The organism is Micromonospora sp. ZG13 (assembly GCF_059359355.1).
In genome coordinates this window covers 179,555-202,947 of sequence record NZ_JCADBQ010000004.1, presented here as the reverse complement: position 1 = coordinate 202,947, position 23,393 = coordinate 179,555, and the positions used below count along the sequence as shown (strand labels likewise).

The window sequence follows — 23,393 nt, the reverse complement described above, 5'->3', positions numbered from 1 at the left end:
CCGCTTCGGGAGCTAGCTGAGGGCCTCGCCTGCGGGGGCGGGGGTTTCGGCGTCGACGCGGTGGGCGCGGACCTTGTGCCCGACGCTGGTCAGGCAGCGGCCGCTGGGCAGGTCGAACCGCCAGCCGTGCAGCTGGCAGGTGAGCTGGTCGCCGTCGACGATGCCGAACCGGGTCAGGTCGGCCTTCAGGTGCGGGCAGCGCCGCTGCACCACCCAGTCGCCGAGGGTGATGTCCTCGGCGTCGCTGGAGCGCTCGTGCTCGTCGTACCAGCCTTCGGCGTACTGGAGGCGCTCGGTGGAGAGGCACTTGAAGAACGCGTAGACGAACTCGTTGTACTGGCCGATCCGGGCCGCCGAGAAGCGGCAGGAGAGGAAGAGGGAGTTGACCCAGTCCACCTCGCCGATGTGCAGCAGGTGCTCGATCAGCGCCCGCTCCGTACGGAACCGGTAGCGGACCTTCTCGTCGGCGTACGGGCGGACCTGCTTGCCGGGGAAGTCCACCACGATCGACTCAATCGTCTCGCCGCCCGAGTCGTCGGTGCCCACCAGGTCGAAGCGGACCGGGCCGCCGACCCCCTTGGCCAGGTAGATCGACTCGTCCAGCAGCGGCTCGATCCGGCGCTGCATCTCCTTGAGCACGTCCACCTCGGGGTGACGCCAGGACGCCTTCTCCGCCTCGATGACCGGCCGCTTGCGCTCGCGCATCTCCTCCAGGTGGGCCACCTTGTTGGCGAAGAACTCCTCCACCGGCACCGGGTGGCTGGTCTCGCAGCTCTCGGTGGTGATCTCCGCGACGCTGCCCGGGAGCAGCACGACGCCGTTGGTGCCGCCGACCTTGGCGTACTCGCTCAGGAAGACCGACTGGTCGGGGAAGATGTTGCCCTCGTCGCCGTGGATGTCGTTGAACTGCCACAGCTCGTCGTCGAGGAAGCACGGCGGGCCGGCGATCGGGAAGACGTGGTCGGCCTTCAGGTCGTCGATGTAGCGCCAGGTGCGGTCGAACTGCCGGTCCCGCTTCTGCTTGCCGAACGCCGTCTTCGCCGCCTGCGGCAGCTCGTAGACCATCGGGTACCAGATCGCGCCGGAGAACTGGAGCATGTGCGCGTGCACGTGGCCCAGCTCGGCGAAGACACCCAGGTCGGTGGGGCGGGCGTCGTTCTGGTTGAGCAGCCGGACGCCGTCGTACTCCACCCAGAGTGAGGAGTCGCCGATCGGGCCGTCGGTCGGGCTGGTCAGCGCCTGAATCATGATCTTCAGGCCGCCGTCCAGCTCCACGACCTGCTCGTTCGGCGCCTTGAGGAACCTGGTGAAGCCCAGTTCCCGCAGCTCGTCCTCCATCTCGGAGGTGGGGAACGCGGGCAGCAGCACGGTGGCGTCCTTCGACACGAAGCGCTTCAGGTGGGCCGCGTCGAAGTGGTCCCGGTGCAGGTGGGAGACGTAGAGGTAGTCGACGTCGCCGAGGGCCTCCCAGTCGAGCAGCGAGTTGTCCGGAAACGGAAACCACGAGGCGAAGTAGGCCGGATTGACCCACGGGTCGCACAGGATGCTGCCCGCGGCCGTGTCGATCCGCATGCTGGCGTGTCCCGTACCGGTCACTCGCACCGCAGTTCCCCCTCAAAACGACAAACAAGGTGTACGCCAGAAACGCTACCGGAGGGAGTCTGGCAACCCACCCGCGACGCCGGTAGTGCCGATGCGCCCGGATGACGTCGGGACCTTGGTCCCCCGGCTGCCACCCTCGTACGCCCTCCGGCCGACGCCCGTCCCGACCGGGCGGATCGTGCGGTCCGCCCCATCGGTCGGACCCAGCGCCGGGCCCGGCACGGGGCGTGCCAGACTAACCGGAGATCCGATCGCGAGGGAAGGACCGACAGTGGCAGGAAGCGAGCCGGTAACGTCGCCAGACCAGCACAAGCCCGGGCACCGCAAGTCCGGGCGGATCGGTGCGGTGGTCTCCGCGCTGGCCCTGTTGGCGATGCTCTGCGGCAACCACGAGGGCAGGGTCGAGAACATCTGGCTGATCGGCCTGGCCGTGCTGCTGCTGGTCATCGTCATCGGCGACGCCGTGCTGCGGCGCAACGGCCTGCGGTCCTGACGCACCCGCGCCAGCCGGCGTCGCACCGGTCCGCGCGCCGGAGACCACACGCACGAGGGCCCGCCCCCGACAGGGGAGCGGGCCCTCGCCGTACGCGGATCAGCGCCCGAACAGGATGTCCTGCACGTCCTTGAGCGCGGCGTCGACCTCGGCCTCGAAGTAGCCGCCCGGCACCAGCGGGAAGCGCAGCGTGTCCAGCTCCTTCGGGTTCACGGGCATCGCGTTGCGGCCCTGCATGCCCCCCAGCAACGTGTCGAAGAACCGGTCGACCTGGTCCGGGTCGTAGCCGCTGCCGAACCGGCGCACCTGGAAGCTGCGACGGATCTGGTCGACGCGGTAGAGGTCGCTGCCGGGCGGGCCGGCCATCGGCGGACCGACCATCGGCGGCGGGCCACCGACCGGGGGGCCGCCCACCGGAGGGCCACCGACCGGAGGGCCACCGACCGGAGGGCCACCCACGGGCGGGCCGGCGTTCGGCGGGCCACCGAAGCCCGGCTGCGGGGGCGGGCCGGCCGGGCCGCGGTCCCGCAGGTCGCGCAGGTCGCGCAGGTCGCGTTCCGGCATACGGATCTCGGCGGTCATGTCGGCGCGGGCGCGCCGGCCGGCCTCGAACCCGTCGAAACGCGGCTCGTCGCCGTAGCCACCGGGACCGTCGCCGTAGTTGCCGGGACGGTCGCCGTAGCCGCCGCCCGGACCGTCGCCGTAACCACCACCCGGACGGTCGCCGTAGCCGCCGCCGGGGCCGTCACCGTACTTGCCGGGGCCGTCGCCGTAGCCGCCACCCGGACGGTCGCCGTAGCCACCACCCGGGCCGTCGCCGTAACCACCACCCGGGCCGTCGCCGTAGCCGGTGGGGCCGGCGGGGAGGCCGCGCGGCGGCGGGCCGCCGTGGCCCATCGGGCCACCCGGTCCCATCGGGCCGGGGCCGCCCGGGCCGCGCGGCGGCTCGTAGCCGCCCCGGGGCCCGTCGTATCCGCCGGCGAAGGCGCCGGTGGGCTCGTCGTAGCGGCCGTAGCGGTCGGCGGGCGGCCCGGCCTGCGCCGGCATCGCCCGGGGCGGCATCGGCTGCGGGACCGGCGACATGCCGCGATCGTCACGCCCCGGCGGCCCCATGCGGTCGGGCGGGCCCATCCGGTCGGGCGGCCCCATCCGGTCGGGCGGGCCGAGGCGGTCGGGGGGGCCGAGGCGGTCGGCGTCCCGGGGGTCGCCGCCGCGTCCGCCGACGCCGCCGCGCTCCTCCAGCTCGGCCAGCTGCCGCTCGACCCGGTCGAGGTGCAGGTCGACCTGCCACTCGTCGTAGCCGTTGAAGCGGACCCGGAAGACGACGTCGTGGACCTCCTGGGAGGCGACGGGCGCACCCACGGGCCGGCCGTCGAGCGTCGCCTCGACCCGGTCCAGGAAGGCATCGACCTCGTCGACCTTGTATCCCCGGCGGAGCGCCTTACGCCGGAAACGCTGACCCTGACTCGCCACTATGTCTCCTGGTCTCGTTCGCTACGCCCGGTCACGCCTTCTCCCCGGCCCGGTCGGTGTCCATGTCCTCGGCGGCGGCGAGCTGCCCACACGCTCCGTCGATCTCGCGACCCCGGGTGTCCCGTACCGTCGTCGACACCCCGGCCTCCCGCAACCGCCGGACGAACTCGCGCTCGACGGGCTTCGGGCTGGCGTCCCAACGGCTGCCCGGAGTCGGGTTGAGGGGGATGAGGTTCACGTGGGTCAGCTTCCCGGCCAGCAGCCGCCCGAGCAGATCGGCTCTCCACGGCTGGTCGTTCACGTCTCTGATCATCGCGTACTCGATCGACACGCGGCGCCCCGTGCGGTCCGCGTAGTCCCAGGCCGCATCCAGCACCTCGGACACCTTCCAGCGCTGGTTGACCGGCACGAGTTCGTCGCGCAGCTCATCATCGGGGGCGTGCAGCGACAGCGCAAGGGTCACCGAGAGGTCTTCGCTGGCCAGTCGGCGGATGGCCGGGACCAGCCCGACCGTGGAGACCGTGATGTGGCGCTGCGACAGCCCGAGCCCCTCGGGTGCCGGGGCGACCAGCCGCCGGATCGCCGCGACCACCCGGGAGTAGTTGGCCAGCGGCTCGCCCATGCCCATGAAGACCACGTGCGACAGGCGCGGCGGCGAACCCGCCACCGCTCCGGAGGCGGCCACCCCGGCCAGGTAGACCGCCTGGTCGACGATCTCGGCGGTGGAGAGGTTGCGGGTCAGCCCCGCCTGGCCCGTCGCGCAGAACGGGCAGGCCATGCCGCAGCCGGCCTGGCTGGAGATGCAGACGGTGACGCGGTCCGGGTAGCCCATCAGCACGCTCTCCACCAGCGAGCCGTCGTGCAGCCGCCAGAGCGCCTTGCGGGTCGCGCCGTCGTCGCACGCCAACTCCCGGACGGGGGTGAGCAGCCGGGGCAGCAGCTGGTCGGCGAGCTTCTCGCGGGTGGCGGCCGGCAGGTCGGTCATCTGCCCCGGATCGCGCACCAGGCGACCGAAGTAGTGGGTGGAGATCTGCTTGGCGCGGAACGCCGGCTCCCCCAGCTCGGCGACCAGGGCCCGGCGGCCGGCGAGGTCGAGATCGGCGAGGTGACGGGGAGGCATCGCGGGCCGCCGCCCGGGGGCGTCGGGGTCTGCGGGGATCAGGGGCAGGCTCGTCATGGCCCGTCCAGTCTGTCACGCCGGACTGTCGACACACCTGTCCGGAGGTGGCGAATCGCCCTCCGCCGCCCGGGCGGGACCGCTGACGACGGGTGATTCACGCCTCACTCCAGCACCGGGACGAAGACCGCCAGGAGCAGGTAGGCGGTCGGCAACGCGAAGAGGATCGAGTCCAACCGGTCCATCAGGCCGCCGTGGCCCGGGAGCAGGTTGCTCATGTCCTTGACCCCGAGATCCCGCTTGATCATGGATTCGGCGAGGTCGCCGAGGACGGCGGCGCCGGAGACCGCCAGCCCGAAGAGCGCGCCCCACCACGGGGCCACGTCGAGCAGCAGCCAGAGCAGCAGGGCGCTGCCCAGCGCCGCGGCGGTGACCGAGCCGGCGAAACCCTCCCAGGACTTCTTCGGGCTCACCGAGGGGGCCATCGGATGCTTGCCGAAGTTGACGCCCGCCGCGTACCCGCCGGTGTCGGAGAGGACCACCGCGGCCAGGGTCACCAGCACCCGCAGATGCCCGTCCTCGGGCGCCGCCGCCAGCAGCGCGGCGAACCCGCCGAGGAACGGCACGTACACGGCGATGAGGGTGGCGGCGGTCAGGTCCCGCTGGAAGCCGCCCGGTCCGTCGCCGAGTCGCCAGACCATGGTGCCCAGCACAGTCACCAGCAGGCCGAGGCTCAGCGCGTCGGGACCGGAGAACCAGGCCAGCCCGACGGTGAGCACCCCGCCGGCGATCAGCGGCACCAGCGGCGGGTGCGCGCCGCTGCGGCGTACCGCCCGGGCCATCTCCCAGATGCCGACGCCGACCGCCGCGGCCACCACCACCAGGAAGACGGGCGGATAGAAGAAGAGCGGCACCACGACCAGGGCTGCGAGGGCCACGCCGACGGCGATGGCCGCCGGCAGGTTGCGTCCGGCCCGGCTCGGGGCGGGCTGCTGGGTGGGTGGCCGATCGAGACCGGCCCGGCGCCGGCCGCGCTGCCGGCGGCCCGGGGGCGGCGCGGGGATCGGCTCCGGCTCGACGTCGCGGATCGGCTCTAGCCGGGTGGTCGGGTAGTCGGAGTCGTCGGGGTCGCGGTGGCCGTTCGACGCGGCCGCGCCACCGCCCGCCGGCATCCCGGCCTGCGGGCGGGGGCGGGCCGGCGCCTCGGCGTACGCGTCGGGGAGGACGGCGGGACCGCGGTGCCACTGGCCCGGCTCGATCTCGGGCTCCGGCCAGGGAAGGGCGGGCGCCGGTGCGGGGGCGGGGGTGTCGGGACGGTCCCAGCCGCGGGGCTCGGCGCTACCGTGGGGCTCGAGGTGGGACATCACGCACCGAGCGGGACCGGTACGAGATCCACCGACTGACGCACAACCACAACCATTCCCCTACCCGCGCGACTGTTCCGTCCGGTTGACCCGCCCGACGGCCGGCCGATCCCCACCGTTCACCGCAGGGTGGCCGGGAATCCTGCCGAGCCTACTGCACCCACCGGTTCCTCACGTCGGACCGGGCCCGTGACGGCCCTCGGACGACGGTGGCACCGGGCCCCGCCGCCCGAGCGGACGGCGGAGCGCCGGTGCCACGATGCCGTCGTCGGCGGCGGAGGCCGGCGTACGACTCACACCTCGAGGAGTTCGTTCTCCTTGTGCTTGACCAGGTCGTCGACGGCGGCGACGAAGCGCTGGGTCAGGTCGTCGAGTTCCTTCTCGGCGCGGCGGCCGTCGTCCTCGCCGACCTCGCCGTCCTTGACGAGCCGGTCCAGCTCCTCCTTGCCCTTGCGGCGGATGTTGCGGATGGCCACCTTGGCCTCCTCACCCTTGTGCCGGGCGACCTTGATCATGTCTCGGCGGCGCTCCTCGGTCATCTGCGGGAGCAGGATGCGGAGCTGGTTGCCCTCGTTGTTCGGATTGGCGCCGAGGTCGGAGTCGCGGATCGCCTTCTCCATGGCGTTGATCTGCGAGTTGTCGTACGGCTTGATGATCACCATGCGCGGCTCGGGAACCCCGATGGACGCCATCTGGGGCAGCGGCGTCGGGCTGCCGTAGTAGTCGATGATGATCTTGGAGAACATGGCGGCGTTGGCGCGACCGGTACGGATCGCGCCGAACTCCTCCTTGGCGTGCTCGATGGCACGCTCCATCTTCTCCTCGGCCTCGAGGAGGGTGTCGTCGATCACCGGTCTCCTCGCCTCCTTCTGTGCTCGTCGTGGGCTTGTCGTGTCGGAGGGACCGCTGAGGTCGGGGTCACGCGACCGCTCAGGCGGTGATCAGGGTGCCGATCTTGTCGCCACCCACGGCCCGGATGATGGTGTCGTCGCCCTGCGCGCCGAAGACCAGCATCGGCAGGCCGTTCTCCATGCACAGGCTGAACGCGGCGGCGTCGGCCACCCGCAGGTTACGCCGCAGCACCTCGGAGAAGGTGATCGAGTCGAACTTGCTGGCGGTCGGGTCGATCCGCGGGTCGGCGGTGTAGACGCCGTCCACGCCGTTCTTGCTCATCAGCACCACGTCGGCGCGGATCTCCAGCGCCCGCTGGGCGGCCACCGTGTCGGTGGAGAAGTACGGCATGCCGGCGCCCGCGCCGAAGATCACCACGCGGCCCTTCTCCAGGTGCCGGATGGCGCGCAGCGGGATGTACGGCTCGGCGACCTGGGCCATCGTGATCGCGCTCTGCACGCGCGTCTCGATGCCCTCCTTCTCGAGGAAGTCCTGTAGGGCGAGGCAGTTCATCACGGTGCCGAGCATGCCCATGTAGTCGGCCCGGGCCCGGTCCATGCCGCGCTTCTGCAGCTCGGCACCCCGGAAGAAGTTGCCGCCGCCGACCACCACCGACACCTGCACGCCGCGGCGGACCACGGTGGCGATCTGCCGGGCGATGGCCTGTACGACGTCCGGGTCCACCCCGATCGCACCCCCGCCGAACACCTCACCGGAGAGCTTCAGCACCACCCGGCGGGCCCGGCCGGGAGGTGGCGCCGTCGGATCGTCCGCCGCCAGACTCCGGTCACTCACAACCTGCGTCATCCGCCCGCCCTTCCCCATGCGCACGTCCCGTACGCCCCGTAACCGCGAAACTGCCGTAGCCGACCCTATGTGACGAGGAGGCCGCGGTGCCTGTCACGTACACCGGCGGCCTCCTCGTCGACGTTCCCCTGCCCGTGGCGCGCGAAGCGCCCGGGGCGGCTCAGGCCTGGCCGACCTCGAACCGCACGAAGCGGGTGACGTCGATGCCGGCCTCGGCCAGCAGCTGCTTCACCGTCTTCTTGTTGTCGGCGACGGACGCCTGCTCGAGCAGGACGTAGTCCTTGAAGAACGCGTTCACCCGGCCCTCGACGATCTTCGGCAGGGCCGCCTCGGGCTTGTTCTCCTCGCGGGCGGTCTGCTCGGCGATGCGCCGCTCGGACTCGACGACGTCGGCCGGCACCTCGTCGCGGGTGAGGTACTTCGGCCGCATGGCCGCGATCTGCATCGCGACGCCCCGGGCGTCCGAGTCGGACGCCTCGTCGCCGGCGGTGCTGGTGTACTGCACCAGCACGCCGACCGCCGGGGGCAGGTCCTGGCTCTTGCGGTGCAGGTAGACGGCGGTGGTGCCGTCGAGCTTGGCGAACCGGTTGAGGACGAGCTTCTCGCCGATCTTGGCGGACTGCTCCTGCACCAGGTCGGCGACGGTCTTGCCGTCCAGCTCGGTCGCGAGCAGCTCCTCGGCGGTGCCGACGCCGCTGCGCTCGCCGTGCTCCACCAGCTGCTGGGCCAGCTCGATGAAGGCGTCGGTCTTGGCGACGAAGTCGGTCTCGCAGTTGAGCTCGAGCAGCGCCTTGCCGGAGTGGGCGATCAGACCGTTGGCGGCCGTACGGCCGGCCCGCTTGCCGACGTCCTTGGCGCCCTTGACGCGCAGGATCTCGACGGCCTTGTCGAAGTCGCCCTCGGCCTCGGTCAGCGCCTTCTTGCAGTCCATCATGCCGGCGCCGGTGAGGTCGCGGAGCTTCTTGACGTCCGCGGCGGTGAAGTTGGACATGGCTCTCTCTTCGGTGTTGAGACTGCGGGTGGGTTGGTCCTGGTGCCGGTTACCCGGATCCGGGCGCGACGTGCCCGGCGTACCTGCCGCTCCCCGCCGCCCGGGAGAACGGGCGGCGGGGAAGCGGCGGTGCGGTCACTCCGCGGCGGCGGTCGCCGGCTGCTCGACCTGCGCCTGCGGGGCCTGCTCGGCCTGCGCCTGCGGGGCCTGCTCGGCCTGCTCGTCGGCCTTCTTCGGCTCCTCGAGCAGCTCGCGCTCCCACTCGGCCAGCGGCTCGTCGGTGGCGACGCCCGGCTCCGGCTTCTCGTCGCTGCCGCGACGACGGCCGGAACGGGCGATCAGGCCGTCGGCGACGGCGGCGGCCACGACCTTGGTCAGCAGCTCGGCCGAGCGGATCGCGTCGTCGTTGCCCGGGATCGGGAAGTCGACCTCGTCCGGGTCGCAGTTGGTGTCGAGGACCGCGATCACCGGGATGCCCAGCTTGCGGGCCTCGTCGACGGCGATGTGCTCCTTCTTGGTGTCGACCACCCAGATCGCGGCCGGAAGCTTCTGCATGTCCCGCAGACCGCCGAGGGTGCGGGTCAGCTTGATCTTCTCGCGGGAGAGCTGCAGGGTCTCCTTCTTGGTGTACCCGGCGGCGGTGCCGCTCAGGTCACCCAGGGCCTCCAGCTCCTTCATCCGCTGGAGCCGCTTGTAGACCGTCTGGAAGTTGGTCAGCATGCCGCCGAGCCAGCGGTGGTTGACGTAGGGCTGGCCGACCCGGGTCGCCTGCTCGGCGATGGCCTCCTGGGCCTGCTTCTTGGTGCCGACGAACAGGATGCTGCCACCCTCGGCGACGGTCCCGCGCACGAACTCGTAGGCCTTCTCGATGTAGTCGAGGGTCTGGCGCAGGTCGATGATGTAGATACCGTTGCGCTCGGTGAAGATGAAGCGCTTCATCTTCGGGTTCCAGCGCCGGGTCTGGTGCCCGAAGTGGACACCGCTCTCCAGCAGCTGACGCATGGTCACGACGGCCATGGTGGGGTACTCCTCGTGGTCCCTGGTTGTTCCGCCCGGCCAGGCGGCCGGGCGTCCTGGCGCCCGGCCGGCGGCCATGGCGGGCCCGACCAAGATCGGGACCAGGGAGGCCGTCGCCCCACGACGGCTCGTGGAGAGGGCGCGCGAGGTCGACCGCGCGAGGCGGTCGCCAGTCGACCAGTGTACGCCCCTTCCCCGCCCCCGATGCCTCGGGTGCGGGGAAGGGGTCGGATCGCCCATTTCCGGCACTCGGCGCGCCCGCCCGGACCGGTGCTCGCCGTCGGCGGAGCGGTCCCGCGGGCGCCGCACCAGCCGCGTTGCCGGCGGCCGGTCCGCTGCCCGGCGGCCTGCTGATCGCCGTTGACGGCGAGGCGGATGCAGCGCTCCGTGGGCACCGCGCGGAGCCGCCCCCCGGTCCCGGATGGCCGGCCCGGCGGTCGGGGGTCAGCCGACCGCGAGGGCGGCGGCGACGAAGAGCACCAGGCCGACGGTCAGGTACGCCGTCGGCGGGCGCAGCCAGCCCCGGCTCCCCTCCGCCAGCGACAGCCCGCCGGTGCGCAGCCCGTACAGGCCGATCGCGAAGATCGGCAGGCCGCAGACCAGGAAGATCCCCACCACGACGTCGGCGGCCGAGACCGGGTCGCCGGTCACGCCGCTGAGCAGCACCCGCAGCGCGGGCACCTCGAACACCAGGACCAACAGCGTGAAGAGCGCGGCCAGCGCCGGCCGCCGGGTCCGGTAGACGCCGTCGCCCGCCGGGGCTCCCGGGTGCGGGGCGACCACCGGGGGGTACGCCGCCAACTCTCCCGGCGCGAGGTCTGTGCGGGGCGCGATCGGCGTCATCGGCCCGGTCGGCATCTCCAGCGGGTTCGGGGGCTCGACCGGCCGGGCGGGCTCGTCGACCGGCGTCTCCGCCGCGCTCGCGGCATCGGCCGCCCGGGCGGGCGCGACGATCGGATAGCCGCCCAGCGGCGCCGGGCGGGTCGGGTCCACGGCCCGTTCGACGGGCCCCGCCCCGGCCAGTGCGTCGACGCCGGAGGTCGACAGCGCGTCGCGGGCCTCCCTCGACTCCCGGGCGGCGCGTCGCCCCGGGCGGTCGGCGGGCAGTTCCCCGGAGACGTCCGGGTCGGTCCCGGCCCGACGCGAGCGGCCCGCCCGGTATCCCTCGGTCTCCGACCGGGCGTCCCCGAGCGGCGGCACCGCCGCGAAGCGTCCCGAATCGCCGTCGCCGAACCGCCCGGACTCCGCCCCCGTGACGGCGAACCGACCGGAATCCTCGGGGCCGGTCACCGCGAACCGGCCGGACTCCTCCGCTCCGCCGACGGCGAACCGACCCGAGTCCTCCGGCCCCGTGACCGCGAACCGACCCGAGTCCTCCGGCCCGCCGAAGCGGCCCCGGTCGGCGTCGACGGCGCCGAAGCGGCCGGAGTCGGGCTCGACGGCGCCGAAGCGGCCGGAGTCAGGCTCCGCCGACGCGCCGAAACGTCCTGTCTCGCCACGCCGGGTCCCCCCGGCGTCGCCGTAGCGGGCGTCCTCGGCGGCCCGACGCGGCTCGGGGGCACTCAGGTCGTCGTCCCGGTAGCGGGACTCCGCCGCGCCGCGCCAGTCCGCCTCCCCGAAGCCGCTCTCGCGGTCACGGTCACGGTCGCGATCGGCCGGATACCAGCGCGACTCCTGATCTTCGACAAAGTTCCGTCGTCCGTCCACGTCCGGCACCGTATGCGACCGGCTCCACGGGCGCCATTCGCCCCCTGGGCACCCGCGTCCCCCGCGCACCGGGTCACCGCACGGCCACGCCCAGGGACGGCGCCCGGCCGCATAGCACGGCGAGGGCATGATCGTGCGTTCGTCCACAGCTCGTCCGCCGTCCACAGATCACGGGACGCGGGGCGGCGCCGCCGCGCCCGCCGGGGGCACCGTGCCGCACATGACGAAGCGGAACCAGGCGGTCGGCGCGTACGGGGAGCGGTGTGCCGTCCGGCACCTGATCGGGGCGGGACTGCGCCCGGTGGCCCGTAACTGGCGATGCGCCGCCGGGGAGATCGACATCATCGCCTGGGACGGGCCGGTGCTCGCCTTCTGCGAGGTCAAGACCCGCCGGTCCGACCAGTTCGGTCCGCCGGCCGAGGCGGTCGTACCGGCCAAGGCGCGGCGGCTGCGCGGGCTCGCCGCCCGGTGGCTCGCCGACACCGGCACCACCGCCGACGAGGTGCGCTTCGACGTCGTCTCGGTACGCCTCACCGGCGCCGGCGCGGCCCGGGTCGAGCACCTCAAGGGGGCGTTCTGATGGGCGGGCGTGACCGGACGGGATCGTGCGGCGGGCGCCTGCGGGCGGCGTCGTGAGCTACGCGAAGGTGCTCTGCGTGGGCCTGGTCGGCGTCACCGGGCATCTGGTGGAGGTCGAGGCCGACCTGGCGGCCGGGCTGCCGGCCGTGGTGATCTCGGGGCTGCCGGACACCGCCCTGCACGAGGCCCGGGACCGGGTCCGCGCTGCCGTGGTCAACTCGGGTCAGCGGTGGCCCAACCGGCGGATCACGCTCAACCTGCTCCCCGCCGACCTGCCGAAGTTCGGTTCCGCGTTCGATCTGGCGATCGCGGCGGCCCTGCTCGGCGGCTCCGGTGAGCTGCCGCTGCTGCCGCTGGAACACGTGGTGGTCCTCGGCGAACTGGGGCTCGACGGCACGGTCCGCCCGGTGCGCGGCGTGCTGCCGATGGTCGCCGCCGCCGCCCGGGCCGGCGTCGGGAAGGTGATCGTCCCGGCCGGCAACGCCGCAGAGGCGGCGGTCGTCCCCGGGGTCCGGGTCCGGGCGGTCGACACGCTGCACCGGCTGGTCAGCTTCATCCGCGACGGCTCGCCCCTGATCGAACCGGGGTCGGACGGCCCGACACCGACTGACGGTGGGCCCGACCTGGCCGAGGTCGCGGGGCAGGGGCTGGGCCGCAGGGCCCTGGAGGTCGCCGCGGCGGGCGGGCACCACCTGGCACTGGTCGGGCCGCCGGGAGCCGGCAAGACCATGCTCGCCGAGCGCCTCCCGTCGATCCTGCCGGAACTGGACGACGAGGCCGCGCTGGAGGTCACCGCGCTGCACTCGATCGCCGGGCTGCTGCCGCCGGGCGGCCGGTTGTTGCGCCGCCCGCCGTTCCAGGCGCCACACCACACGGCGACGGTGCCGTCGCTGGTCGGCGGCGGGTCCGGGCTGGCGCGCCCCGGCGCGATCTCACTCGCCCACCGGGGCGTGCTCTTCCTCGACGAGGCACCCGAGTTCAGCAGGGGCGCGCTGGAGGCGCTGCGCCAGCCGCTGGAGCACGGCCGGGTCCGGCTGGCCCGCAGCCGGGGCGGCGCCGAGTACCCGGCCCGTACCCAGCTGGTGCTGGCGGCCAACCCGTGCCCGTGCGCCAGGCCGGCCGGCGACGCGTACTGCGAGTGCCCGCCGCAGGCCCGGCGGCGCTACCTCAGCCGGCTCTCCGGGCCCCTGCTGGACCGGATCGACGTGCAGGTGCGGCTGCCGCCCGTCCGGGCGGCCGAGCTGATGGAGGCCACCGTCGACAGCGAGGCCTCCGCCACCGTCGCCGAACGGGTGGCGGTGGCCCGGCAGGCGGCGGCCGCGCGCTGGGCGGTGCTCGGCCACCGCGTCAACGCCGAGATACCCGGCCCGTACCTGCGCCGCCCGCCCTGGCGGTTGCCCGCGCCGGACACCGCCGAGCTGCGGGCCCGGCTCGACTCCGGGTCGCTGTCGGCCCGGGGCTTCGACCGGATCATCCGCCTGGCCTGGACCATCGCGGACCTGGACGGTCGGGACCGTCCCGACCGGGAGGACGTGCGGGAGGCCATTCAACTGAGGACGGGGGACGCTACGTGAGCATCGACGAGGAGACGCTGGCCCGGGTGGCGCTCACCTGGCTCGCCGAGCCGGGCACCCGGTCGGTGCACCGGCTGGTCGACCGGCTGGGCCCGGTGGCGGCGCTCGACCTGCTGCTCGACGGGGGCGCGCCGGACGAGACGCTGCGCAACAGCGTGGCGGCCCGTTGCGCGGCCGGCGACGCCAGGGCCGTCGCGGCCGAGGCACTGGCCCGTACGGACCGGCTCGGCGCCCGGCTCGTCGTCCCCGGCGACGAGGAGTGGCCCGTCCGGGTCGACGAGCTGCGCCGGCTCCGGCTGCCCGAGGCCTACCGGCGGGTGGACGTCGAGACCGCTCCCCCGCTCTGCTTCTGGGTACGCGGCTCGTGGCCGCTCGGGGAGGCCTTCGACCGCTCCGTGGCGGTGGTCGGTGCCCGCGCCGCCACCGGCTACGGCACGCACGTCGCCACGGAACTCGGCTACGGGCTGGCCGAGCGGGACTGGACCGTGGTCTCGGGTGGCGCCTTCGGCATCGACGCCGCAGCCCACCGGGGCGCCCTCAACGCTGGTGGGCGCACCGTGGCGGTGCTCGCCTGCGGCGTGGACCGCCCGTACCCGATGGGCAACGCGGCGCTGTTCGACCGGATCGCCGACACCGGGCTGCTGGTCAGCGAGTGGATGCCGGGAGCCGACCCACTCCGGCCCCGGTTCCTCATCCGCAACCGGGTCATCGCGGCGGGCACGCTCGGCACGGTGCTGGTGGAGGCGGCCGCCCGCAGCGGCGCCACGCAGACCACGCACCGGGCGCTCGCCCTGGGCAAGCCCAGCATGGTGGTGCCCGGCCCGGTCACGTCGGCGATGTCCGTCGGCGCCCACGAGACGCTGCGGGAGCATCCGAAGGCCCGGCTGGTGACCGGCGTCGCGCAGGTGCTGGAGGAGGTCGGGCGGATCGGTGACCTGGCACCCGTACCGCGTGGCCCCCAGCGGCCGGCCGACCTGCTCGACGACGACGCGCGGGCCGTCGTGGAGGCGTTGCCCCGCCGGGGCGCGGTGGGCGTGGACGTCCTCGCCGCGCGGGCGGGAGTGCCTGTCCGTACCGCGCTGCGGAAGCTGTCGATGCTCGAGGAGCTGACGTTGGTGCTCCGCCGCGACGACGGGTACGCCCTCGCGCCACCGCCCGGGGAGCAGACCGCGAGGCGAGCGGCGACGCCGGACGGAGCGTGAGGTGCCGGGCGGAGCACGAACCGTCGTCAGTCGCCCTCGAAGCGGATCTCCATCGCGCGCTCCTGCCGGCAGCGCCGCACCAGTCGGTCGAGTAGGCGCACGTGCGTCATCTCCGGCGTCGACCGGGCCACCTCGGCGAGGCAGCGCACCTCGGCGAGGAGCTGCGGCACCTGTGCGGCGGGGACCACCAGCTCACCGACCGGGTCCATCCGGTCGAGCAGAGGGGTGCGCCCGGCGCCACGGACCCGCCGGACGAGATCCAGCAGCACGTCGTCGGGATCGGGCAGCACCTCGGCCGGCACGACGCGGTGCCGGCCGGAGCCCGCCCCGACCGCCCGGTAGAGGACGACGTCCACCCCCATGTCCGGTCCCCCTTCGACGCGCCTGATCCCGTCGCGCGGCGACCACGACCACGGCCCACGCCCGCCGGTACGACCAGTCTGCGCGCACCGACCGGCGCAATCCATCACCCCGGCCGCGCGACCCGGCCGAGATCGTCAACGACGGCGCGACCCGGGGCGAGGTCGGCACCGACCCGGTCGTCCCCCGGTACGCCGGCCCGGTGTCCTGCCGGTTCCGCCGGCCGTCCGTAGGCTGGGCCCGTGCCGCCCGAGGATCCGCCGTCCACCGCCGTCACGGCCTCGACCCGCACCGCCGCGTCCGCTCGACCGGGCGGGACGCCGCCGCGAGGTGCGCCGGCCGGCCGGTGGGTGCCCGGCAGGGAGTCGCGGTGAGCCGGGAGGCGAAGGGCACCCGGGCGGCCCACGAGGCTCTCCCGCCGGGCATGCGGGATGCGGTGGACGACTTCGCCGCGCACCTGGCCGGGGTGCGCAACCGTTCCGCCCACACCGTGCGGGCGTACGTCGGTGACGTGGTGTCGCTGCTGGACCACGCCCACCGGATGGGGTGCGCCGAGTTGCCGGATCTGGACCTCTCCGTGCTGCGCAGTTGGCTGGCGAAGCAGCGGACGACGGGGGCGGCCCGGACGACGCTCGCCCGCCGGGCGGCCTCGGCGCGGACGTTCAGCGCGTGGGCGCACCGCTGCGGGCTGCTCCCCGCCGACGTGGCCGGTGCCCTGGCCAGCCCACGGGCCCACCGGGACCTGCCGACCGTGCTGCGCGCCGACCAGGCTGCCACCCTGGTCGAGGCACCGGGCCGGCTCGCCGCTCCCGGGCCGACGCCGCCCACCCGGGACGAACCCCGGCCGACGTCACCCGGGGAGGACGGCTCCGGGTCCGCGTCGCCGGATCCGTCCCGTACGCCGGACGGGGCGGCCGAGGCGGTGCTGCTGCGCGATCGGGCGCTGCTGGAGCTGCTCTACGGCACGGGGGTGCGGATCAGCGAGGCGTGCGGCCTCGACGTCGCCGACGTCGACCACGCGCGCCGGGTCGTGCGGGTGTTCGGCAAGGGCGGCCGGGAGCGCGCCGTCCCGTACGGGGTGCCGGCGCAGCGGGCGCTCGACGAGTGGCTGCGCCACGGCCGGCCGGCACTGGCCGCACCGCGCTCCCGCGACGCGCTGCTGCTCGGCGCCCGCGGCGGACGGCTCAACCCGACGACGGCACGGCGGATCGTCGGCGGGTACGCGCAGGCCGCAGGCCTGCCTCCGGTCAGCCCGCACGGGCTGCGGCACTCGGCGGCCACCCACCTGCTCGAGGGCGGCGCCGACCTGCGGGCGGTGCAGGAGCTGCTGGGGCACTCCTCCCTGGCGAGCACCCAGATCTACACGCACGTGTCGGTGGAGCGGCTCCGCGCCTCCTACCGCCAGGCCCATCCCCGCGCGTAGGTGTCTGAGAAGCGGTGGGTCTGATCGCAGTCCTGGCAGCGCTCTGGCAGGCGGAAGAACTGGAAGGCGCGCAAGGCTGCCCGTGTTCGGAGAGGCCGGGCCCCGGATCAGCCGCGGAACGGCGGCGGGACATCGACGGGTCGCTACGATCGTCGGGTGAGCCTGCCGCAGCCGCCCGAGCCGATCGTGGCAGCCCGTTTGCTCTTCTCGCTCGACCCGGCGGTCAGCCACCTGAACCACGGCTCCTTCGGCGCGGTGCCGCTCGTCGTGCAGCGGGCCCAGCAGCGGCTGCGCGACGAGATGGAGGCCAACCCGCTGCGCTTCTTCACCCAGGGCCTGGTCGACCGGATCGCCCACGCCCGCCGGCACCTGGCCGGTTTCCTGGGTGCCGACCCCGACGGCACCGCCCTGGTTTCGAACGCGACCACCGGCGTGGCGGTGGTGCTCCAGTCGCTCGGCCTGCGCCCCGGCGACGAGGTGCTCGCCACGGACCACGGCTACGGCGCGGTCGGCCTCTCCATCGCGCGGGAGTGCCGGCGTACGGGGGCCGTCGCCCGGGTGCTGCCCGTGCCGTTGACCGCCCCGGACGAGGAGATCGTCCAGCTCGTCCGCGCCGGGCTGCGCCCCGGCCGGACCCGACTGCTCGTCGTGGACCAGCTCGCCTCGGCGACCGCCCGGTTCTTCCCCGTCGCCGCGCTCGTCGGCGTGGCCCGGGAGCACGGGATTCCGGTCCTCGTCGACGCCGCGCACGCCCCGGGCATGCTGCCGACGCCGGTCAGCGACGTCGGCGCCGACTTCTGGGTGGGCAACCTGCACAAGTGGGCGTACGCGCCGCGCGGCACCGCCGTGCTGGTGGTCGCCCCGTCGTGGCGGGACCGGATCGAGCCGCTGGCCGTCTCGTGGGAGCAGGAGTCGGGATTTCCCCGCCGGGTCGAGTGGGCGGCGACGCAGGACTACACGGGCTGGCTGGCCGCGCCGGTGGGCCTGTTCACGCTGCGCAGCCTCGGCCTGGACCGGGTACGCGGGCACAACGCCGCGCTGGCGGCGTACGGCCAGCGGGTGCTGGGGGACGCGCTCGGGGTGGCCCCCGCCGATCTGCCGGACCCCGGCGGGCCGGGGGTCGCCATGCGCATCGTGCCGCTGCCGGCGGGCCTCGGCACCACGTTCGAGGCGGCGCGGGCGCTGCGGGAACGGATCGCCGACCGGCTCGCCACCGAGGTCGCCGTCATGGCCTGGAACGGACGGGGCTGGCTGCGGCTCTGCGCGCAGGTCTACAACACCCCGGACGAGTACGAACGGCTCTCGGTGCGGCTACCCCCGCTGCTCGCCCAGCGCTGAGGGCCGGGTCGGCGCCGTCGAGCGGCAGCAGCCGCACGGGTCCCAGGCCGAGCAGGGCCAGCGGATCGAGGTAGTCGGCGCCGCGCCGCAGCCCCCAGTGCAGGCAGGCGGGGGCGGGGCAGCCCGGGTGGCCGGCGAGGAGGGCGCCCAGCGGTGCCCCGGCCGCCAGTGTCTCGCCGGGGCGGACCGCCGGCGACACCGGCTCGTGGGTGGTCCGCAGACCGTCGGCGTGCCCGACGGTGACGACGGGACGGCCGGCGACCAGGCCGGCGAAGAGCACCGTGCCGGCGCCGGCGGCCCGCACGGTCGCGCCGGGCGCGGCGGCCAGGTCGACGCCCCGGTGCCCGGGCAGCCACGGTCGCGGCGGCGGGTCGAACCGACGCACCGGGCGCGGAACGCCGTCGAGCGGCCACCGGAACCGCGCCACCCCGGACCACACCGCACGGGCCGGCACGACCGCACCGAACGGCCGTGCCGCCGGGACCGGCCGGACCACCGGCGTGGACAGCCAGGAACCGGGCGCGGGCGGCCGGGCGACGAGCACGGGCGGCGGAGCGACGGGCGCGGGCGGCGGAGCGACGGGCGCGGGCGGCCGAGGGACAGGCGCGGCGGGCCCGAGGGAGAGCAGGGCGGCGCAGAGCGCGACGGCGGTACGGGCGGCAGGTCGCATGGGCGCACCCTGCCCGGCGCCCGCCCGCCCCCGCCACCGGCGGCACCGTCGCCTGTGGACGACGGTCGTCCTGTGGACGGCCCCCCACAGGGCCGGGCGGTCTGCTAGGCAGGCTCACGACGGATCGCCGGCACGGCCGGTGGCGGCTACGCTGCGGCGGGTGACGCGCGACTGGTACGCCTGGCACGGTGACTACGACGAGGCGGGTTCGGCGCTGTCCCGCCGGCTCGTGGAGGTGCGGCTGCGGGTGCGGGAGGCGCTCGACGCGGCCCCGCCCGGTCCGCTGCGGGCGATCAGCCTCTGCGCCGGCCAGGGCCGTGACCTGATTCCCGAGCTGGCGGCCCACCCCCGCCGCGACGACGTGGTGGCCCGACTGGTGGAGTGGGACCCGCGCAACGCCGAGGTGGCCCGGTCCGCCGTCCGCGCGGCCGGCCTGACCGCCGTGGAGGTGGTGACCGGCGACGCGGCGCGCACCGACGCGTACGCCGGTCTGGTCCCGGCCGACCTGGTGCTGGTCTGCGGGGTGTTCGGCAACATCAGCGACGCGGACGTACGCGCCACGGTGCGGCACTGCGCGGCGCTCTGCGCGACCGGCGGCACGACGGTCTGGACCCGGCACCGGCAGGAGCCCGACCTGGTCCCGACCATCCGGGGCTGGTTCGAGCGGGAGGGCTTCACGGCGGGGACGGTCAGCACTCCGGCGCGCGGCGTGGGCGTGGGGGCACAGCGCTTCCTCGGCGTACCCCGGGCCCTGCCGCCCGACGCGACGATGTTCATGTTCGTCGACTGACGGCCCGCACGCGTGCCGGCGATCTCGACGCGCTTGGCCGCCCCGCGGCGACCCGTCGGGGCGGTGCGGGTTAGCCCCTCGTCCGGCGGGTATGCCGCCGCCTGCACCTGGCCAGAGGGGCTGGAGGTCGAATTCCGGTGACCGAAGCGTTCTTCGAGCAGTTGGCGAGCACGGGGTTTGAGCCGCGGCTCTGCCGGATGTCCGGCACCGTCCGGTTCGACATCCGCGACGGTGACCGGGTGCGGAAGTGGCTGCTGACCGTCGACCAGGGCAGGCTGCGGCTCTCCCAGGACGATGGTCCCGCCGATGCCGTGTTCACCATGTCCTCCGAGGTCGCGGACGCCATGGCGCGGGGTGAGCTGAACGGGCTGGCCGCGATCCTGCGCGGCGAGATCATGGTCGACGGCGACTTCGGCCTGGCGCTGCGGATGGGCCTGCTGTTCCCCGCACCGGCCGTGCCGCGCGAGGCCGGTGCGCCCCGGACGCGGGGGGCGGCCAGGTGAGGGACATCGCGGGCACCGTGTCGTGCATCGACGGCAACTCGTTCATCGTGTCGGACTCCAGCGGTGACGTGGACGCGGCGCCCGCCACGCCGGCCGGGCTGTTCGCCGCCGACACGCGCTTCCTGTCCCGCTGGATCCTCACGATCGGCGGCGAGCGGCTGACCGCGCTGTCGGTGGACGACAGCCAGTACTTCGAGGCGGCGTTCTTCCTGGTTCCGGGCGGACAGGTCGACTACGTGCAGGCCGACGTGTCGGCGATCCGGCGGCGGCGGATCGGGCCGGACCTGACCGAGTCGGTGACGGTGTTCAACTACGGCGAGCACGACGTCGACCTCGACGTGCGGCTGGAGGTGGCCGCCGACTTCGCCGACATCTTCGACATCAAGTTCGACGTTCGCGAGAAGGCCGGCACCTACTACTCCGAGGTCCGTGACGGCGAACTGGTGCTGGGCTACCAGCGCGGCACGTTCCGGCGGGAGGTGTGCGTCTCGGCGAGTGAGCCGGCCAGCGTCGACGCGCGCGGCGTCCGGTTCCGGCCCCGGCTGCGGCCCGGGCAGCAGTGGTCGACGCAGCTGCGGGTGACGATGCGGGTGCTGCGTCCCGACGGCCACGACTGGCGCGCGGCGGTGCGCGCGATGCGCCCCGACGAGTCGACCCTGCCGGACGCCCTACGCGCGTGGGTCACGCAGGCCCCCCGGCTGGACACCGACAACAGCGCGCTGCGGCAGGTGTACCACCGCAGCCTCGAGGACCTGGCGGCGTTGCGCTTCGCACCGCTGTCCCTCGGCGGCGCCACCGTGCCCGCGGCGGGCCTGCCCTGGTTCATGACCCTCTTCGGCCGGGACAGCCTGCTGACCTGTCTGCAGACCCTGCACGTCACACCGTCGCTGGCCCCGCCGACGCTGCGCATCCTCGCGTTCCTCCAGGGCGGTCGCCGGGACGACATCCTCGACGAGGACCCCGGGCGGATCCTGCACGAGCTGCGCTACGGCGAATCGGCCGCCTTCGAGGAGCAGCCCCACTCGCCGTACTACGGCACCGTGGACGCCTCGCCGCTGTTCGTGGTGCTGCTCGACGAGTACGAGCGGTGGACCGGTGACGGGGCGCTGGTCAAGGAGTTGGAGAAGGAGGCCCGGGCGGCCCTGGAGTGGATCGACCGGTACGCGGACCTCACCTCCACCGGCTACGTCTGGTACGAACGACGCAACCGCGCCACGGGCCTGGAGAACCAGTGCTGGAAGGACTCCTGGGACGGCGTCTCCTACGCCGACGGCAGGCTGCCGGGCTTTCCCCGGGCCACCTGCGAGGTGCAGGGCTACGCGTACGACGCCAAGGTCCGCGCGGCCCGCCTCGCGCGCGCGTTCTGGGACGACCCCGCGTACGCCGACCGGCTGGAGCAGGAGGCGGCGGCGTTGAAGGACCGGTTCAACCGGGACTTCTGGATCGACGAGCGTGGCTACTATGCGCTCGCCCTCGACCACGACGGCACCCCCGTGGACGCCCTGTCCTCCAACATCGGGCACCTGCTGTGGAGCGGCATCGTGCCCCCGGACAGGGCCCCGCGCATCGTCGAGCACCTGATGGGCCCCGCGCTCTTCTCCGGCTGGGGGGTACGCACCCTCGCCGAGGGTCAGGGCCGTTACAACCCGCTCGGCTACCACAACGGGACTGTCTGGCCCTTCGACAACTCGTTCATCGCCTGGGGCCTGCGCCGCTACGGGTTCGCCGCCGAGGCCGGTCGCATCGCCGAGGGCATCATCGCCGCCGCGACCTACTTCCACGGCCGCCTGCCGGAGGCCTTCGGCGGCTTCGACCGCCAGACGACCCGGTACCCCGTCCGCTACCCCACCGCCGGCAGCCCCCAGGCGTGGTCCAGCGGCGCGTCCCTGCTCCTCATCCGGGCCATGCTCGGCATCGACCCGCACGAGGGGCACCTCGCCGTCGACGCGGCGCTCCCACCGAGCTTCCAGCGGATCGCGCTGCTGGACGTTCCCGGCCGCTGGGGCAGGGTCGACGCCTTCGCCCGTCACCGCCCCGACCAGCCGCCGACCGACGACACCGGCGGCTACCCCTCCCTGCTCGGCTAGCGACCGGCGGAGCCCATCGAGCACGACCGGCGGAGCCCATCGAGCACGACCGGCGGAGCCCATCGAGCACGACCGGCGGAGCCCATCGAGCACGACGGGCGGAGCCGCAGAGCACGACGGTCGGAGCCGGAGGGCCGCCGGTCGGAGCCCGTGGAGCGAGGCGGTCGGAGCCGGAGGGCGCGGCGGGTGACGGCGTGGGGAATCACCCGGCGTTCCCGGAGCGGCGGCGTCGGCCCTAGGCTGGGACGGGCGCACGGCGGAGCCGCCGCCGTCGGCCCCGGGAGGCCTCGATGACCACTGTGGACGACGCCAGCGGGCCTTCGCGGGTGGCGGAGCCCGGCGAGGGGGTCACCGCCGAGGAGTTGCAGCTCGCCGCCCGCAACCACGGCATCCCGCTGGAGGCGCTGCGCTACGACGTGACCCCGGCCGGCCTGCACTACCTGCTCATCCACTACGACATCCCGGACCTCGACCCGGACACGCACGCGCTGACCGTGACCGGCGCGGTGGACCGGCCGCTGACGCTCGACCTGGCCGCGCTGCGCGAGCGACCCCGGGTCACCCGACGGGTGACGCTGGAGTGCGCGGGCAACGGGCGGGCCCTGCTGCACCCGCGCCCGGTCAGTCAGCCGTGGCTGGTCGAGGCCGTCGGCAACGCCGAGTGGACGGGCACCCCGCTGGCGCCGCTGCTGCGCGAGGCGGGCATCGCCGCCGACGCCGTGGACGTGGTCTTCACGGGCGCCGACCACGGGGTGGAGCGCGGCGTCGAGCAGGACTACCAGCGGGCGCTGCCGGCGGCCGACGCGCTGCGCGAGGAGGTGCTGCTGGCGTACGAGATGAACGGGACTCCGCTGCTGCCGCAGCACGGCGCCCCGCTGCGGCTGATCGTGCCCGGCTGGTACGGCATGGCGCACGTCAAGTGGCTGCGCGCGATCGACGTACGCACCGAGGCGTTCGACGGTTACCAGAACGCGGTGGCCTACCGGCTGCGTGAGGACGCCGACGACCCCGGGGTGCCGGTGACCCGGATCGAGCCGCGGGCGCTGGTCCGGCCGCCCGGCTTCCCCGACTTCATGTCCCGCACCCGCGTGCTTCGCGCCGGTCCGTGCACGCTGGACGGTCGCGCCTGGTCGGGCCACGCCCCCGTCGCCTCGGTTGAGGTGACCACCGACGGCGGGGTCAGCTGGCGGCCGGCCACTCTGGACGGGCAGGTCGGCGGGGAGTTCGCCTGGTGCCGGTGGCGGTACGAGTGGACGGCGACGCCGGGCAGGCACGTCCTCGGGGCCCGTGCCACCGACGCCTCCGGCCGCAGTCAGCCGGTCGAGCAGCGGTGGAACCGGGGCGGTTTCGCCAACAACCTCGTCCAGCGCGTCGAGGTCGTGGTGCCGTCGGACTGAGGCCGGCC

General features: G+C 74.4%; 21 protein-coding genes. 10 read left to right on the top strand and 11 right to left on the bottom strand.

Annotated features, from left to right (window positions below):
- Window positions 1–12: 12 nt before the first annotated feature.
- Complete coding sequence (locus tag AC5L34_RS11420; protein WP_494824795.1) at window positions 13–1,602, bottom strand: Rieske 2Fe-2S domain-containing protein; 1,590 nt, start codon at window positions 1,600–1,602, stop codon at window positions 13–15.
- 271 nt (window positions 1,603–1,873) lie between these two features.
- On the opposite strand from AC5L34_RS11420, the gene AC5L34_RS11415 reads away from it, so the two are divergent.
- Window positions 1,874–2,095, top strand: coding sequence for a DUF2631 domain-containing protein (locus AC5L34_RS11415; RefSeq protein ID WP_101414599.1), 222 nt, complete (start codon window positions 1,874–1,876; stop codon window positions 2,093–2,095).
- Between the two features lie 99 nt (window positions 2,096–2,194).
- Here AC5L34_RS11415 and AC5L34_RS11410 read toward each other — a convergent pair whose 3' ends face one another.
- The 8 genes from AC5L34_RS11410 to AC5L34_RS11375 all read right to left on the bottom strand — a co-directional run bounded on the left by AC5L34_RS11410 (window position 2,195) and on the right by AC5L34_RS11375 (window position 11,471).
- Window positions 2,195–3,568, bottom strand: coding sequence for a DivIVA domain-containing protein (locus tag AC5L34_RS11410; RefSeq protein WP_494824793.1), 1,374 nt, complete (start codon window positions 3,566–3,568; stop codon window positions 2,195–2,197).
- Window positions 3,569–3,599: 31 nt separating this feature from the next.
- Window positions 3,600–4,745 carry a dual-specificity RNA methyltransferase RlmN gene (gene rlmN / locus AC5L34_RS11405; protein WP_441175347.1) on the bottom strand — a complete coding sequence of 382 codons (1,146 nt, stop codon included), beginning with the start codon at window positions 4,743–4,745 and terminating at the stop codon, window positions 3,600–3,602.
- Between the two features lie 104 nt (window positions 4,746–4,849).
- The gene (locus AC5L34_RS11400; RefSeq protein ID WP_441175348.1) at window positions 4,850–6,049 is read right to left on the bottom strand and encodes a phosphatidate cytidylyltransferase; all 1,200 of its coding nucleotides are present in this window, start codon (window positions 6,047–6,049) and stop codon (window positions 4,850–4,852) included.
- 293 nt (window positions 6,050–6,342) lie between these two features.
- Window positions 6,343–6,900: a ribosome recycling factor gene (gene frr, locus AC5L34_RS11395; protein WP_101414596.1), complete on the bottom strand. Its 558-nt coding sequence runs from the start codon at window positions 6,898–6,900 to the stop codon at window positions 6,343–6,345.
- A gap of 79 nt (window positions 6,901–6,979) precedes the next feature.
- Entirely contained in the window at window positions 6,980–7,747 is a 768-nt protein-coding gene (gene pyrH, locus AC5L34_RS11390; RefSeq protein ID WP_089001535.1) for a UMP kinase, read from the bottom strand.
- A gap of 160 nt (window positions 7,748–7,907) precedes the next feature.
- On the bottom strand, window positions 7,908–8,738 hold the full coding sequence (gene tsf, locus AC5L34_RS11385; RefSeq protein WP_089001536.1) for a translation elongation factor Ts: 831 nt from the start codon (window positions 8,736–8,738) through the stop codon (window positions 7,908–7,910).
- Window positions 8,739–8,873: 135 nt separating this feature from the next.
- Window positions 8,874–9,755 carry a 30S ribosomal protein S2 gene (gene rpsB, locus AC5L34_RS11380; RefSeq protein ID WP_441175350.1) on the bottom strand — a complete coding sequence of 294 codons (882 nt, stop codon included), beginning with the start codon at window positions 9,753–9,755 and terminating at the stop codon, window positions 8,874–8,876.
- 444 nt (window positions 9,756–10,199) lie between these two features.
- Window positions 10,200–11,471, bottom strand: a complete 1,272-nt coding sequence (locus tag AC5L34_RS11375; protein WP_441175351.1) for a hypothetical protein — start codon at window positions 11,469–11,471, stop codon at window positions 10,200–10,202.
- Between the two features lie 211 nt (window positions 11,472–11,682).
- Between AC5L34_RS11375 and AC5L34_RS11370 the strand changes: the two genes are divergently transcribed.
- The 3 genes from AC5L34_RS11370 to AC5L34_RS11360 are packed head-to-tail and all read left to right on the top strand — an operon-like array spanning window position 11,683 to window position 14,817.
- On the top strand, window positions 11,683–12,042 hold the full coding sequence (locus AC5L34_RS11370; RefSeq protein WP_441175352.1) for a YraN family protein: 360 nt from the start codon (window positions 11,683–11,685) through the stop codon (window positions 12,040–12,042).
- 52 nt (window positions 12,043–12,094) lie between these two features.
- Window positions 12,095–13,615, top strand: coding sequence for a YifB family Mg chelatase-like AAA ATPase (locus tag AC5L34_RS11365; RefSeq protein ID WP_441175353.1), 1,521 nt, complete (start codon window positions 12,095–12,097; stop codon window positions 13,613–13,615).
- Window positions 13,612–14,817 carry a DNA-processing protein DprA gene (locus AC5L34_RS11360; RefSeq protein ID WP_494824789.1) on the top strand — a complete coding sequence of 402 codons (1,206 nt, stop codon included), beginning with the start codon at window positions 13,612–13,614 and terminating at the stop codon, window positions 14,815–14,817. Before AC5L34_RS11365 ends, AC5L34_RS11360 begins: the two co-directional genes overlap by 4 nt.
- Window positions 14,818–14,843: 26 nt before the next feature.
- On the opposite strand, the gene AC5L34_RS11355 is transcribed toward AC5L34_RS11360, so the two are convergent.
- Window positions 14,844–15,179, bottom strand: coding sequence for a hypothetical protein (locus AC5L34_RS11355; RefSeq protein ID WP_363621283.1), 336 nt, complete (start codon window positions 15,177–15,179; stop codon window positions 14,844–14,846).
- A 422-nt stretch (window positions 15,180–15,601) separates the two neighbouring features.
- On the opposite strand from AC5L34_RS11355, the gene AC5L34_RS11350 reads away from it, so the two are divergent.
- Both AC5L34_RS11350 and AC5L34_RS11345 read left to right on the top strand, forming a co-directional pair.
- Window positions 15,602–16,600: a tyrosine recombinase XerC gene (locus AC5L34_RS11350; protein WP_494825002.1), complete on the top strand. Its 999-nt coding sequence runs from the start codon at window positions 15,602–15,604 to the stop codon at window positions 16,598–16,600.
- 156 nt (window positions 16,601–16,756) lie between these two features.
- On the top strand, window positions 16,757–17,938 hold the full coding sequence (locus AC5L34_RS11345; RefSeq protein ID WP_441175356.1) for an aminotransferase class V-fold PLP-dependent enzyme: 1,182 nt from the start codon (window positions 16,757–16,759) through the stop codon (window positions 17,936–17,938).
- Here AC5L34_RS11345 and AC5L34_RS11340 read toward each other — a convergent pair.
- A complete protein-coding gene (locus AC5L34_RS11340) occupies window positions 17,826–18,608 on the bottom strand; it encodes a murein hydrolase activator EnvC family protein (protein ID WP_494824787.1) in 783 nt (260 codons plus the stop codon). The genes AC5L34_RS11345 and AC5L34_RS11340 overlap by 113 nt on opposite strands.
- Before the next feature lie 160 nt (window positions 18,609–18,768).
- Between AC5L34_RS11340 and AC5L34_RS11335 the strand changes: the two genes are divergently transcribed.
- The 4 genes from AC5L34_RS11335 (at window position 18,769) to AC5L34_RS11320 (ending at window position 23,385) form a co-directional block, all read left to right on the top strand.
- The gene (locus tag AC5L34_RS11335; RefSeq protein ID WP_494824785.1) at window positions 18,769–19,398 is read left to right on the top strand and encodes a class I SAM-dependent methyltransferase; all 630 of its coding nucleotides are present in this window, start codon (window positions 18,769–18,771) and stop codon (window positions 19,396–19,398) included.
- A gap of 137 nt (window positions 19,399–19,535) precedes the next feature.
- Window positions 19,536–19,901 (top strand): SCP2 sterol-binding domain-containing protein, encoded by a 366-nt coding sequence (locus AC5L34_RS11330; protein ID WP_441175359.1) that lies wholly within the window; start codon window positions 19,536–19,538, stop codon window positions 19,899–19,901.
- Complete coding sequence (locus AC5L34_RS11325; protein ID WP_441175360.1) at window positions 19,898–21,988, top strand: amylo-alpha-1,6-glucosidase; 2,091 nt, start codon at window positions 19,898–19,900, stop codon at window positions 21,986–21,988. Before AC5L34_RS11330 ends, AC5L34_RS11325 begins: the two co-directional genes overlap by 4 nt.
- Before the next feature lie 290 nt (window positions 21,989–22,278).
- A complete protein-coding gene (locus AC5L34_RS11320; protein WP_494824783.1) occupies window positions 22,279–23,385 on the top strand; it encodes a sulfite oxidase in 1,107 nt (368 codons plus the stop codon).
- Window positions 23,386–23,393 lie beyond the last annotated feature (8 nt).